Origin of the sequence: Aurantimicrobium minutum, assembly GCF_029892845.1 — a bacterium.
GTDB classification, from domain to species: Bacteria; Actinomycetota; Actinomycetes; order Actinomycetales; family Microbacteriaceae; genus Aurantimicrobium; species Aurantimicrobium minutum_B.
This window is the reverse complement of record NZ_JARXVT010000001.1, coordinates 154,089-167,796: the sequence shown is the minus strand read 5'-3', so window position 1 is coordinate 167,796 and position 13,708 is coordinate 154,089. Positions and strand designations below refer to the sequence as shown.

Sequence of the window (13,708 nt, the reverse complement as noted above, 5' to 3'; positions counted from 1 at the left end):
AAATGACGGACTTGCATAGTTTCGCACACTAGACGGCAGGTATAAACACCCCTCGCGTAGGCTGGAACAAGCCCATGGACGCCGCACTCATCACTTATCCGCCTGACCTACCTGTCAGTGAGCGTCGTGAAGAGATTCTTGAGGCAATCAGGGACAACCAAGTTGTCATCATTGCCGGAGCCACCGGCTCGGGTAAAACAACACAAATCCCCAAGATGTGCCTCGAGCTGGGCCGCACCAGCATTGCTCACACCCAACCACGACGCATTGCAGCACGGGCCGTAGCTGAGCGCATCGCAGAAGAACTCAAAGTGGAACTTGGTGGCCTTGTCGGCTACCAAGTCCGCTTCACCGACCAGGCTAGTGCTGAGACTGAAGTCAAGGTCATGACTGACGGCATCTTGCTCAACGCCCTGCAGCGTGACCGCTTGCTGAGTGCCTATGACACGATCATCATCGACGAGGCCCATGAGCGCAGCCTCAACATTGACTTCCTTCTGGGCTATCTCAAACAGCTTCTCCCCCAGCGACCAGACCTCAAGCTCATCATCACCTCCGCCACCATTGACCCCGAGAGCTTCTCAAAGCACTTTGGCGGCGCACCAATGATTGAGGTCTCTGGCAGAACTTTCCCCATCGAGATTCGTTACCGCCCACTCGTCGAGGACAAAATGTCCAGCGATGACGTCGACGACGACGAATTAGCGGACGAACCCAACAAGGCAACCAAAGCTCCAGAACACTCAGCTCGCGACTATCTCGATGGCATCATCTCTGCGCTCAACGAGCTAGATAAAGAAGCCCCCGGAGACGTGCTGGTCTTCCTCTCTGGTGAGACAGAGATTCGGGACGCCCAAGAAGCATTAGAAGGAAACATTGCCGCCGGCCGCATGAAGGCCGGCACCGAAGTGCTCCCCCTCTATGGTCGCCTCTCAGCAGCTGACCAACACAAAGTCTTTGAACCCAGCAAGGTCGCAGGCCTCAAAAGACGTATCATCCTGGCCACCAACGTGGCCGAGACAAGCCTCACGGTCCCCGGCATCAAATACGTCGTGGACGCCGGAACAGCCCGCATATCCAGATATTCACCGCGGGCAAAGGTCCAGCGCCTGCCCATTGAGGCCATCTCACAAGCCAGTGCTAACCAGCGCTCAGGCCGTTGTGGTCGAACGAGTGACGGTATTGCCATTCGGTTGTATTCCGAAGAGGACTTCGAGCGCCGCCCAGAATTCACCGACCCCGAAATCTTGCGCACCAACCTCGCGTCGGTGATTCTGCAAGCGGCGTCACTGGGCTTGGGCGACATTGCTGCTTTTCCCTTCCTGCAAACGCCCGATTCACGTGGCGTGAAAGACGGCTTAGATCTCCTCAAAGAACTAGGAGCGATCCAGAACAACTCGGGAGCAACCAAGCTCACCAAGATTGGACATGATCTCTCTCGTATTCCTATTGAGCCCCGCTTTGCCCGCATGGTGTTGGAATCTAGACACCACGGAGTCACTCGTGAAGTCATGGCCATTGTGGCGGGGCTCACAGTTCAAGACCCCAGGGAGCGCCCGCTAGAGAAGAGACCACAAGCAGATCTCTCACATGCGCGCTTCACGGACCCCACCAGCGACTTCCTCTCTCTGTTGAACCTCTGGAACTACCTCGAAGAGAAGCAGAAAGAACTCTCCTCGAGTGCCTTCCGCAAGATGTGCAAAGCAGAGTTCTTGAACTACCTCCGAGTCCGCGAGTGGAATGACGTTTATCGCCAACTCAAGACCTTGACGAAGCCATTGGGACTCTCCTTGGGTGAACCCAAGATTGACCCCGACGGCATCCACAAGTCCTTGCTCTCAGGACTGCTTTCCCACATTGGTCTCAAGCAAGTCAGTGACAACAAGCTTGGTGACAAGCGGGGAGCAAATAGCAGCCCCCGCAAACAACAGCATGAATTCATGGGTGCCCGAAACCAGAAGTTTGTTATCTTCCCGGGCTCTGCATTAGCCAAGAAGCCACCTGCAGCTGTGATGAGTGCGGAGCTGGTGGAAACCAGCAGGCTCTTTGCCCGCACAAACGCTGCCATCGATCCAGGCTGGGCAGAGAAGCTTGCAGGAGACCTCTGCAAACGCAGCTATAGCGAACCCCACTGGGAGAAGAATCAAGGTGCCGTTGTCGCCTATGAGCGTGTGACGCTCTTTGGTGTCACCCTCGTGGCCCACAGACGTATGCAGTACTCGAGAGTGGATGCTGAGCTCTGCCGTGAACTTTTTATTCGCCATGCACTGGTGGATGGCGAATGGGATTCCAAGCAAGCTTTTGATCGCAGCAACAGAGCACTACGCAGACAACTCGAAGAACTCGAAGAGCGCTCACGCAGACGAGACATATTGGCAGACGACGAAGTCGTCTTCGCCTTCTATGACCAGCGCATCCCCGCTGATGTTCTTTCCACCAGAAGCTTTGAGGGCTGGTGGAAGAAGGAACGCACCACCAATCCCGACTTCCTCACCATGCAGCGAGCCGATCTGCTGGAAGAAACAGAAGCAGAGCACGACGAGAACGATTTCCCCTCTGAGTGGGTCTATGGCGACCAGAGACTCAAGTTGAAGTATCGCTTCGAACCTGGGCGTGAAGATGACGGTGTCACCGTTGAAGTTCCTCTGCCACTCTTGGCACGTCTCGACCCTGAACCCTTCGAATGGCTAGTGCCAGGGCTCAGGCTTGAGCTCATAACTGGACTCATCAAGACGCTGCCGAAGAACATTCGCCGCCAGGTCGTCCCGGCAGCTGACTGGGCAGCCAAGGCTGCTGCCACGCTGCCCGAGACTCCACAGGGCAACTTGCTCGCATCAGTGGCAAAAGCACTTCAGAGCTTGAGCGGGGCCATTGTCACCGCAGATGACTTTGATTCACTTCGACTTCCCGATCACTTGCGCATGACCTATCGAGTCCTCGGCAGCACGGGCAAGAACATGGGCACCGACAAGAACCTGGAGAAGCTCCAGCGAGGCCTGGCCGACAAGTCCAGAGATGCTGTGGCAGAAGTAGCAGAGCGCGTAACCTCTCCCCTGGAACGCGATGGCCTGACCAGTTGGGACTTTGCCGAGCTTCCACGAACCGTGGATGCCAAGCACGGTGGCAACACCGTGCGAGCATACCCCGCCCTCGTAGTCACTAGCCCAGGCACAGCCCGCCAAGAGGTCAACATCAGGCTCATGGCCACCGAGGCAGACCAGAAGCGTGAACACCCCTTGGGTACCAGAGCTCTGGTGATAGCTGCCGTTCCATCACCTGCGAAGTATGTGCAGGAGCACCTCACAGCAGCAGAGAAGCTCATCCTTACCCAGAGCCCCTATGCGAACCTCAGTGCATTGATCACAGATGCCATTGCTGCCAGCGTAGATAGTGTTCTGTTCTCCATGCGAGAAGACGGAATGATCTTCCAGAAGGCAGAGTTCGAAACACTCAGAGACCGCGTACAAGGCGCCATCATGGACAACATTTTCGACGCGGTGTCACAAACAGCCAGAATCTTGAGCGCAGTCAGAGATGCCCACAAGGCCATGGCTGAAGCAAACCCCATGACCTACCTGGCAGTGCTCACCCAAGAAAAGGCACACCTTGAGCAACTCCTCCGACCCAACTTCATAAGCCACGCAGGGCTAGCAAGGCTCCCCCGAATCTTGATTTATGTCCGAGCCATCACGATGCGCATTCAGCGCATGCTCGAGGACGCAGGCAGGGATAGAACTGCATCCGTTGAGCTTGATCAGGCATTAGCTCTTTACGAAGCAGCCGGGGGCAAGATTCCTCTTGCTCCGCATACTCCTGCACACCTAGTGAAGGTGCACTGGATGATCGAAGAGTTCAGAGTGAGTTTGTTTGCTCAGAGTTTGGGCACAGCAGAACCGATCTCGCTTCAGCGAATCAAGAAAGCGCTTACATAAAGAAATAGCCCCGATTGCTCGGGGCTATTTCTTTAGTTACTTGAGTTTCTAGTTGCTGCGCTTTCGGCGAGCAATTATGAACATCTCTGCACCAACGAGCGCGAGTGATAGGCCACCTGCGAGAAGCAAGATAGCGCTTGAGCTGTCAATACCCGTGTTAGCAAGCGCTTCAGGAGTCGATGATGAGGACCCGCCACCACCGTTTACCGTCCATTGAGCATAAAGATTTACATCAGCTGCGAATGGATAACTTGCGCTGTTCGCATAAGCCGTGCCGGAGCCGTTAGCAGCAGTGTTCCACCCTGCGAATGTGTATCCGCTAAGGGTGAATGCGTTTGGGGTGAGGTTGGTTGCAGTGCTAGCTGATTGTTGCTGCATAGAACCAACACCATCGTTTCTCATAAACGTAACGGTTGCTGAAGCGGTTCCTACCAAAACAGTGGCATTGGCAATGTCAATTTCTGTTCCACTGTTTTGTTGAGTTTTCACAGTGAAGGTGTAGTTGCCGTTCGCAGAGCCAGTTGTCCAAGATGCAGCGGTGAAGTTAATTACGATGTCTGCTGTCGCAGACGAAAGACCGGTTTTGTAAAGACGTATGCCGTTGTACATAAGCCCGCCGGTATAAATTTTCCATCCAGTAACAGTTGTGCCACCAATTGTGATGCTGGAAATACCACAGTCAGTCTGGTTCTGAGCATCTGCGTTAGCATTTGCGTAGCTTGGGCAAGTTGCCTTTGGTACCCAGTTTTGTCCATTACGAGAAGCGCCAATGTCAATATATTGAAGGTTGCTACTGATGGCAGCGCCGGGGACAGTTACCGAAAATGCTGGTGTTGCAGTAGAGGGTGACAGAGGGGCACCCGCTGGATTAGTTACAAATGTCGCCGCCAGAGTTGCAGCGGAAGCAGGAAAAGCAAATCCTGCAACTACAAGCCCAAGGGCCAAAACACTGGCGCCTAGCGCCTTGAGGGAAAATTTTTTCATACAAATAGTTTAGATAAAACTTTAACTTTTCTGCACCCATACGGGGGACAAGAAAGGGGCTCCGATTCCTCGAAGCCCCTCCACCGTTTTACGAAATTTAATTGCTTCTCTTGCGACGAGCAATCATGTTCATCTCAACACCAACGAGCGCTAGAGAGAGACCTCCTGCAAGTAACGAAATGCCTGCAGAACTGCTGATTCCTGTGTTTGCGAGTGTTGCCGTCCACTGAGCGTAAAGAGTGGTGCTGGAGCTAAATGCATAGCTGGCTCCATCTGCATAAGCAGTGCCGGAACCATTGGCTGCTGTGTTCCAACCTGCAAAGTTATAGCCAGTTCGGCTGTAGCCATTGGCCGTCAGCGACGCAGCGGTACTTGCTGTCTGTGCTGCAGTCGTTCCAGTCCCACCGTTTGCATCAAACGTGACCGTTGAGTTAGAAACCCCACCTGGAAGAACTGCAGTCCCAACGTCCTGCATAGTATTACCGCTGTTAGTGGTCGTGGTTACGATCCACGTTCTATTGGTACCCGTATTGAGAGAGTTTTGTGGGAATGAAACAGAGAACTGCACACCTGAAGCCCAACTACTTGAAGTATTCGAGATAGCAATAACCAGAGCGGTACCACCAACGTATGCACTGCAGGTGCGAGCGTCCGAGTTTGGGCTGTTAATGATGATGCTGTTGCAAATAGTTCCAATATTTGCTGCAGACCAGCCATCTGGGGATTGAACTCTAAATCCAGTTGCACCCGCGGTTACTGTCGAGAACCCCACGTTGAAAGAGGATGCGTTCAAGCCTGATGAACCGATCGTCTGACCAGATGTATTGATGTTTACAGCCAAAGAACCGATTGCAGACGCAGGTGCAGCAACTCCAGCAACGGCAAGCCCAGCGGCAAAAATAAAAGCGCCGAGCGCCTTGAGGGAGAAATTCTTCATACCAACAGTCTAGACAAGCCCTCTCGTCTTTAGCACCCATTCGGGGGACAGAAAAGGGCCCTCCTGTAATCAGGAGAGCCCTTAACTCTGTTCGAGTGTTACGTGTGACTAAGCAGTCGCACCGTTCGACTCGTAGCTTGTGTTGGTCGACTCGAAGAAGTTGACCAACTGCAGAGTGTCGTTGGCGGTAGCCATCCACTTTGCTGGGTTCGAGACCTTGTATTCTGCTTCGAAGCCGAGCTCCTCGAGACGACGGTCAGCCAAGTACTTCACGTACTGGTTGATGTAGTTCGAGTTCAGGCCCAGGATGCCGTTGGGGAGGAGGTCGCGGTTGTATTCCGACTCCATCTCCACTGCATCGAGGATCATCTGCTTGATCTCAGCTGCGAACTCTTCGGTCTGCAGGTCTGGGTTTTCTTCCAGAACGGTGAGGATCAAGTTGATACCGAACTTGAGGTGAAGGGACTCGTCGCGAACAACCCAGTCCATCAGCGAACCGAAGTTACGCAGCAGGTTGCGCTGGCGGAAGCTGAGAGCAACCATGAAGCCTGAGTAGAACCAGATGCCCTCAAGGATGACGTTGTAGGCAACGAGGTTGCGAACGAAGTCTTTCTTGCCCTCGGTGGTGGTGATGTCGAGAGTCTGCTCAGTCATGCGCTTGATGAAGTTGACTTCGAACTCTTCCTTGCGAGCCATGGAAGGCACCTTGACGTGAGAGCTGTATGCAACCTCACGGTCAATGGGGAAGGTTTCGAGGACGTACTCGAAGCTCATGCAGTGGTTTGCTTCTTCCCACATCTGCTTTGCGAGGTAGAGGTGAGCCTCTGGAGCGTTCACGTAGGGGTACACGCCGAAAGCGAGTGCCTTGTTCACGAGAAGCTCGTTGGGGTTGAAGTAGCTCATCAAGAAGGTGATGGCGTGACGTTCTTCGTCACTCATCTTCTTGAAGTCAGCGATGTCTTCGCCGAGCTGGATTTCGTTGGGGAACCAGGTGTTAGCTACAGCCTGGTCGTAAAGGTCCATTGCCCACTTGTACTTGACAGGCTTGAGCATGAGTCCTTCTTGAACTCCGGTACCGAGAATACCCATGGTGTTTCTCCTTATGTCGTCTAAATATGTGTGGTGATCTGTTGTTTCCCGCGGGGGTTGATCCGGGTGGATCAGTGGGGTGCGGCGGGGATGTTACAGATGGTGCAGTTGGGATTACTGGTGTTGCAGGGGTGTCTGTGGTTCAGGGTGTTCTTGCCTACTGGCAGGAGTCACACTGAAGTTCGTCCATTGGGTCGACGGGAACGAAGTACTCGTCTACAGAAGTGGTGTAGTTCATTAGTTGCCACCTCCCGAGCCGAATCCGAAGCCCTTACGAGCTGGAGCTGCTACTGCTGGTTCTGCCTCAGCTACTGCTGAAACAGCGTGAGGTTCTGGGTTGGAACCCGAGCCACTGCCGAAGCCGAAGCCCTTCTTGGGTGCGCCCGAACCACCAGCGTTGATGTCTTCCGACTTGTTCACCTTCACAGTGGACTGCTCCGCGGTGTGGCGAGGCTTCATGTGTAGGTAGTAAGTGGTCTTCACGCCACGGTTCCATGCTTCGGAGTAGATCTCCATCATTTCGCCGAGGTCGCGAGTTTCCAGGTACATGTTGCGGCTGATGGCCTGGTCGATCCACTTCTGTGCACGCGCAGCAACTTCAATGAAGGAGAAGGGCGAGAGCTGGAAGCTGGTCTTGTAGACAGCCTTGATGTGGTCAGGAATCTGAGGCAGAGACTGAACGTCACCCTGGCTACGCAGCAGGTCTTCACGGACGGTCTCCCAGAGACCGAGCTCCTGAAGGTCAGCAACAAGGTTGCGGTTGACCTCAAGGAACTTGCCCGAGCTGGTTGCACGGCTGAAGATCTGTGAGAACTGTGGGTCCAGACCAGGAGTGGTTCCGGCAACGAGACCGATGGACGCAGTTGGTGCGATGGCCATCAGGGTTGCGTTGCGGATACCGTTCTTGACCTTGGCACGCAGGGCATCCCAGTCGAGGGTGGTGTTGCGGTTGACGGTGATGGGGACACCACGGTCAGCTTCGGTCAGGTCGATGCTGTCGAAGGGTACGAGACCCTGAGACCAACGGCTGCCTTCGAAGTTGGAGTACGCACCACGCTCTTGAGCCAGCTCTGCCGAAGCCTCGATGGCTGCGTAGGAGATGTGCTCGGTGATGACGTCGATGAGGTCATAGGCCTCTTCGGACTCGTAGGAGTAGCCCAGGCGCTCCACGATGTCGGTGAAGCCCATGAGGCCCAGACCGATTGCGCGGTTCTCCTTGTTGGAGAAGTCAGCTTCTTGAACCGAAGAGCGAGTGATGTCGATCAGGTTGTCAAGCTGGCGAACAGCAAGCTTGGCGCTTTCTGCGAGCTTGGCGTAGTCAACCTTGTTGTCGTCAGTGAGGTGACGAGAGAGGTTGATCGAAGCCAGGTTACATACCGAGACGTTGTCCTCGTCCTGAGGCAGCGTGATTTCGGTGCAGAGGTTCGAGGAGTGGATGGTGCCGGTGTTGTTGTTGAGGGCACGCAGGTTGATGGTGTCCTTCCAGGTCAACCAGGGGTGGCTGGTGGACTGGAGGGAGATCAGGATCTGCTTGAACTGCTCGCGAGCACCAATCTTCTTGTACAGGTTGATGCGACCAGCTTCTGCCTCAGCTACGTAGTGGCTGTAACGCTCAGAGAATGCCTTGCCGTAAAGCTCGTTGAGGTCAGTGACCTCGAGTGGGTCGAAGAGGTACCAGTCTTCATCGTTCTGCACGCGCTTCATGAACTCGTCAGAGATCCAGACAGCGGTGTTAGCGGTACGGGTACGACGGTAGGGGTCACCTGAGTTCTGACGGAGGTCAAGGAACTCGGGGAAGTCCATGTGCCAGTTCTCCATGTAGAAGCACATTGCACCGAACTTCTTGCCACCACGGCTGACTGCACGAAGGATCGAGTCCAGGGTGTGCATGAAGGGGATAGGACCGGTCGAGGTGGTGTTGTTCGAGCGGATGGGCGAACCCTGTGCACGAAGCTTGGTTACCGAGAGACCGATACCACCGGTGCCCTTGGTCAACCACATGACGTCGCGAGTGGTCTTCGCAATGTGCTCCATGTCGTCCTGCATTTCGAGAACAAAGCAGTTAGCGAGCTGTGGGTAAATGGTTCCGGCGTTAACCAGGGTTGAACCTGCAGCGAGGTACTCGAGCTGGCTCATCTTGTTGTAGAACTTGATTGCGTGCTCGGTGGGGTTCTTCTCGTTCAGAGACAGACCCATGGAGATACGCATCCAGAAGTACTGAGGAACCTCAAGTGGGTCACCGTTACGGCCCTTGATGGCGTAACGGTTGTTGAGGGTGACAACACCGATGTACTTGAGCAGGTCATCGTGGCCGGGGTCAATCTCTGCAGCGAGTGCGTCGAGGTCGAAGAGTTCAGCCAGGCGTGGGTCGAGCAGACCTTCTTCGACACCGCGCTTCATGTTCTCTGCGAAGTGCTCACGGTGGAGCATCTTGAGCTGTTCAGGGGTAGAGAAGTCACCCAGTACGCGCTTGTAGATGGTCTTGAGCAGAAGGCGAGCAGCTACCACGTCGAATGCAGGGTCATCCTTGACGTTCTGCAGTGCAACCTGGATGACAGCTTCATCGAGTTGCTGGGTGGTAATTCCGTCAAACAGTGTGATTTCGAGCTCAGTCGCAATCTGGGTCACCCACGCGATGTTGTCGTGGAGGCCATGAGTTGCCTCTTCGATCGCCATGTTGATCTTGTTGGCGTCATACTGTTCGCGCTGTCCGTTGCGCTTAACGACGGTGATTCCCACGTCTGTCTCTTTCTTCGCTGTTTTCTGCTCTTCGTGCTTCACCACTATATACGGGGTTATTCCAGATTCTCTATCCCTACATGTTGTGGGCGTGTCATCCCCAGTTGTGGATAAGTTTTCCCCGGTTGTACACATATGAACAGCCCTTTTCGCCTCAAAAACAGGTAGAACTACATCTTCTGGGCACCCACGGACACTCTTCCCGCCGTAAAGGCCCCAGATAGAGTGGAGAGGTTGTGAAAACTTACTTAGAACTGCTCCGGGTTAAAGGCGTAACCCGTATTTTGGTGTCGCAACTTTTGGCCAGATTCCCTCACGGAATGCTGTCCATCGCCTTTTTGATCCACGTTGAGCAGGTTCACCATTCTTTTGCCGCTGCCGGTTTGGTCGTGGGAGCTATCAGCTTGGGTGAAGCTATTGCTGGCCCCATCAGCTCGCGCCTGATGGCCCGTTGGGGCATTCGCCCACTACTGGGTGGCATGGGTCTCGTTTCTGTGATCACGCTCTCATCGATGGCGATCTTCCCGCTCTCTGTTCCAGTACTAGTTGTGCTGGGCTTCATCGGCGGCTGTGCATTCCCACCCATTCAGCCCGCCGTGCGCACCATCTACCCCAAGCTGGTTCCTAACCGCTTGCTCACTCCCCTGTTTTCCCTTGATGCCTCAGCACAAGAAATCATTTGGATCGTGGGCCCCGTGCTCACCACCTTCATTGCCATGCAGATCGGCAGCGTCGAAGCCGTCCTGGCCGCGATGGCGTTCCTCGTCGGTGGCGGTATCTGGTTTATTACCTCGCCATCAGTCGGCCAGGTTCGCATTCCTCGCAGCAAGCGTCGCTTAGGTGGCGTGCTCTCCCGCCCACCCGTCATCATCTCCACCCTGTTGGGCTTGTCCCTGGTTGCCTGCTTCTCGGCAGTTGAGGCCGGCATCATCGGCCTCTTCGGAGAAGACGGCCCCGAGGCCGGCATCATCTTGGCTATCTATGCGGTGGGTTCCCTTGTGGGAGGCCTGGCATGGGGTCACCGAGAAATTGCTCCTTGGTCAATGACCAGAAGACTAGCCCTGGTCACCGTGGGACTTGTGGGAGCGATGTTCTCCCCTGATTTCTGGTGGCTTTCCATCATGCTGTTCATCTCTGGACTGGGTGTTGCCCCTGCACTGACTGTTCTCTTTGCCAATGTCAGCGCAACCATGAAGTTCAGTGAAACTGCAGAGTCCTATGCCTGGATCGGCAGCGGTCAGTTGATCGGTGCCGGTATTGGTTCCGCTGTTGCCGGTATCTGTATTGATGAATTCGGTGCTTTGACCGCAATCGTGGCTGCGGCAATCTTCTCGCTGATTACTGCGTTGGGTGCGCTGGTCACCTATAAGTGGAGCCCCGACCTCCGTGGAGGCCACGGTGCTCCGCTGCCAGATACTGGCCCGGTAGAAACAATTAGCTAAAAAGCTGCTCTAGAGCGCTTGAGCTGCCCGGCGGAATGCTTCCGTCAGGATTTCTGGGCTGGTGCCCATGTTCACGCGAATGTGGCCTTCGCCACCCTCACCGAATACATGCCCACTACTGAAGGCAACCTTGCCCTTCTCCAGGAAGACCTGGCCTGGGTCATCTCCCAGACCCAGAGCGCGGCAGTCCACCCAGGCAAGATAAGTCGCTTCGACGGGGGTGTATTTCGCACCGGGTAAGAACGTGCTGACCAGCTCGGTCACCAGGTGACGGTTGCGGTCAATGTCCTTGTTGACGGCAGCAATCCACTCATCTCCACCGCGCAGCGCTGCAACGTGAGCAATCGTTCCCAAGTGGCTGGGGGCTTCCAGGTATTCCGCCTTCATGCTGCGCACGAATTCAGATGACTCCTTGTTCGTCACAATGAGTGCACCCTTGAGGCCTGCCAAGTTATATGACTTCGACGCACTGGTCACCACAATGGCATCTGCTGCTTCAGGGATATCCAGGATTGAGATGAACTCGTAACCGGGCATCATCAAAGGTGCGTGAATCTCATCCGAGAGAATACGCAGTCCGTGCTTGTTCGCAAGCACGGCCAAGGTGGTGAGTTCTTCACGCGTGTGCACAACACCAGTGGGGTTGTGAGGGTTGCTGATCAAGACCATGCCGCCCTTGCCCATGGCGGCAGCTTCCGCGAAGCCCTTCTCCAGTGTTTCAGGGTCAAAGCGTCCCGCAGCAGTCATCGGGGCATTGACCAAGGTGCGACCGGTGCCCGCCACAATCATGGCGAAGGGGTAGTAAACCGGAGGTGTAATCACAATCGGAGCACCTGGTTCGGTGGCGTGGGAGATAACAGAGCCCAGGCCACGAATCACGTCAATGACGGGGATTGTGTAAGCGGGGTCAAGGTCGAGGTTCCAGTGACGCTTGGAATACTCCACGAATGCTTCACCATAGACATCTCCCACGGCATAACCGGTGTCACCGGAGGTCATCGCAGCGTTGACAGCTTCAACGACAGAGGGCGCAATAGTCGCGTCCATTTCAGCCACCCACAGCGGCAAGACATCAGCACCATAGTGCTGCCACTTGGCGCTGGTGCGGCTTTTGAGCTGGTCGAGAGAGAAGGTGGTGAAGGGAGTACTCATTCCTTCAGCCTAGGGCTGGAGGCGAGAAATCTGCCAGTGACCATCCACAAGGTCATAACGAATCCGGTCGTGGAAACGCATCGAGCGGCCCTGCCAAAACTCGATGGCGTGGGGAATCACGCGGAAACCACCCCAGTGCTCGGGACGGGGAACAACAGTGTCGTCGGGGAACGCAGCTTCCAGCGCAGCAAGCTGCTTGTCCAGATCCTCACGTGAAGCAATGGGTGCGGACTGGTCACTTGCTGCCGAAGCAAGCTGAGCACCCTTGGGGCGACGGTTCCAATAGAGGTCGCTGACTTCTTTGACTGTGGGCTTAGCTTCACCATAAACAATGACCTGGCGCTTAAGTCCATACCAAGGAAAGAGCAACGAGATGCTGGGGTTTTTCAGTAGCGCCTTGCCCTTACGGGAGGTGTAGTTGGTGACAAACTCAAAGCCGGTCTCATCTAGGCCCTTAAGAAGAACAGTGCGCGAGCTCACAGCGCCATCGGGATCGATGGTGCTGGTGACCATCGCGTTGGGTTCGAATACCTCGTCGTCTTCAGCTTGCTTCAGCCACTGGGCGAATTGGTCAAGAGGGTTGGGCAACGCAATGGACTCATCGAAAGGAACGTTGCCGTAGTCGGTGTGACGGGAGAGGGATTCCATCTTTAGGCCTTTGGCTTGAGTTCGCCGCGGATCAGCTTGTGCTGAGCTGCCTGAGCAACCGGACGAATCGTGATCATGTCCATGTTCACGTGACCGGGAAGTTCAATGGCGTGCACGATGGCTTCAGCAATGTCTTCTGCAACCAGAGGGTTCTTCACATCTGCATAGAGTGCCTCGACCTTTGCTGTGTCACCACCCAATCGATTGAGTGCGAATTCATCGGTCTTCACCATGCCGGGAGCAATCTCCAGAACACGGATGGGTTCACCAGCTAGTTCTAAGCGCAGCACGCCCACAACACCGTGAACAGCAAACTTGGCTGCGTTATATCCGCCGCCGCCTTCATAGGGGACGAAACCTGCGGTGGAGGTCACCGTCATGATGTCGGCATGGCCATCAGCTGCTGCCTTACGCAGCAAGGGAAGCAGCGCACTGGTCACGCGCTGAACACCAATAACATTGACGTCAAACATGCGCTTCCAGTCTTCGGGGTCGCTGTCTTCAACCGAAGACGCACCAAATGCACCACCAGCATTGTTCACGAGAGCATGCACTGGACCGGATTCTGCAAGGAAGTCGCGCAGTGCATCCACGTCAGCTTGCTTGGTCACATCCGCAACGAAGGTGCTGATGCCGGTCTCTGCCGCCAAGGCAGTAAGACGATCAGCACGGCGGGCAACACCCACCACGCTCCAGCCATGCTGGGCGAAAAGACGTGCAGTGGCCTGACCAATACCGGAGCTTGCTCCAGTGATAACAACGCGACGAGTGCTCATAGAGCAAAC

9 protein-coding genes are annotated in these 13,708 nt (G+C 55.1%); 2 read left to right on the top strand and 7 right to left on the bottom strand.

Translation table 11 applies throughout. The features are described 5' to 3' along the window. The first annotated feature begins 74 nt into the window (after positions 1-74). Entirely contained in the window at positions 75-3,932 is a 3,858-nt protein-coding gene (gene hrpA / locus M2118_RS00715) for an ATP-dependent RNA helicase HrpA (RefSeq protein WP_280794046.1), read from the top strand. 48 nt (positions 3,933-3,980) lie between these two features. On the opposite strand, the gene M2118_RS00710 is transcribed toward hrpA, so the two are convergent. From M2118_RS00710 to M2118_RS00695, 4 genes are all read right to left on the bottom strand, one after another. Beyond that, positions 3,981-4,916, bottom strand: a complete 936-nt coding sequence (locus tag M2118_RS00710) for an InlB B-repeat-containing protein (RefSeq protein ID WP_280794045.1) — start codon at positions 4,914-4,916, stop codon at positions 3,981-3,983. A gap of 97 nt (positions 4,917-5,013) precedes the next feature. Then, positions 5,014-5,853 (bottom strand): InlB B-repeat-containing protein, encoded by an 840-nt coding sequence (locus M2118_RS00705; protein WP_280794044.1) that lies wholly within the window; start codon positions 5,851-5,853, stop codon positions 5,014-5,016. A 108-nt stretch (positions 5,854-5,961) separates the two neighbouring features. Next, positions 5,962-6,942 (bottom strand): ribonucleotide-diphosphate reductase subunit beta, encoded by a 981-nt coding sequence (locus M2118_RS00700; RefSeq protein ID WP_280794043.1) that lies wholly within the window; start codon positions 6,940-6,942, stop codon positions 5,962-5,964. Between the two features lie 237 nt (positions 6,943-7,179). After that, complete coding sequence (locus tag M2118_RS00695; protein WP_280794381.1) at positions 7,180-9,681, bottom strand: ribonucleoside-diphosphate reductase subunit alpha; 2,502 nt, start codon at positions 9,679-9,681, stop codon at positions 7,180-7,182. Between the two features lie 236 nt (positions 9,682-9,917). Between M2118_RS00695 and M2118_RS00690 the strand changes: the two genes are divergently transcribed. Next, the gene (locus M2118_RS00690; RefSeq protein WP_280794042.1) at positions 9,918-11,123 is read left to right on the top strand and encodes an MFS transporter; all 1,206 of its coding nucleotides are present in this window, start codon (positions 9,918-9,920) and stop codon (positions 11,121-11,123) included. Between the two features lie 9 nt (positions 11,124-11,132). On the opposite strand, the gene M2118_RS00685 is transcribed toward M2118_RS00690, so the two are convergent. From M2118_RS00685 to M2118_RS00675, 3 genes are read right to left on the bottom strand one after another with little or no spacing between them, the layout of a single operon-like run. Continuing rightward, positions 11,133-12,275, bottom strand: coding sequence for a MalY/PatB family protein (locus M2118_RS00685; RefSeq protein WP_280794041.1), 1,143 nt, complete (start codon positions 12,273-12,275; stop codon positions 11,133-11,135). Positions 12,276-12,284: 9 nt separating this feature from the next. Beyond that, positions 12,285-12,923, bottom strand: a complete 639-nt coding sequence (gene pdxH, locus M2118_RS00680) for a pyridoxamine 5'-phosphate oxidase (protein ID WP_280794040.1) — start codon at positions 12,921-12,923, stop codon at positions 12,285-12,287. A gap of 2 nt (positions 12,924-12,925) precedes the next feature. Then, positions 12,926-13,699, bottom strand: coding sequence for an SDR family oxidoreductase (locus M2118_RS00675; RefSeq protein ID WP_280794039.1), 774 nt, complete (start codon positions 13,697-13,699; stop codon positions 12,926-12,928). Positions 13,700-13,708 lie beyond the last annotated feature (9 nt).

Coding starts and splice junctions, on each gene's coding strand:
- hrpA (WP_280794046.1), top strand. CDS start 75: ATGGACGCCGCACTCATCACTTATCCGCCTGACCTACCTGTCAGTGAG.
- M2118_RS00710 (WP_280794045.1), bottom strand. CDS start 4,916: ATGAAAAAATTTTCCCTCAAGGCGCTAGGCGCCAGTGTTTTGGCCCTT.
- M2118_RS00705 (WP_280794044.1), bottom strand. CDS start 5,853: ATGAAGAATTTCTCCCTCAAGGCGCTCGGCGCTTTTATTTTTGCCGCT.
- M2118_RS00700 (WP_280794043.1), bottom strand. CDS start 6,942: ATGGGTATTCTCGGTACCGGAGTTCAAGAAGGACTCATGCTCAAGCCT.
- M2118_RS00685 (WP_280794041.1), bottom strand. CDS start 12,275: ATGAGTACTCCCTTCACCACCTTCTCTCTCGACCAGCTCAAAAGCCGC.
- pdxH (WP_280794040.1), bottom strand. CDS start 12,923: ATGGAATCCCTCTCCCGTCACACCGACTACGGCAACGTTCCTTTCGAT.
- M2118_RS00675 (WP_280794039.1), bottom strand. CDS start 13,699: ATGAGCACTCGTCGCGTTGTTATCACTGGAGCAAGCTCCGGTATTGGT.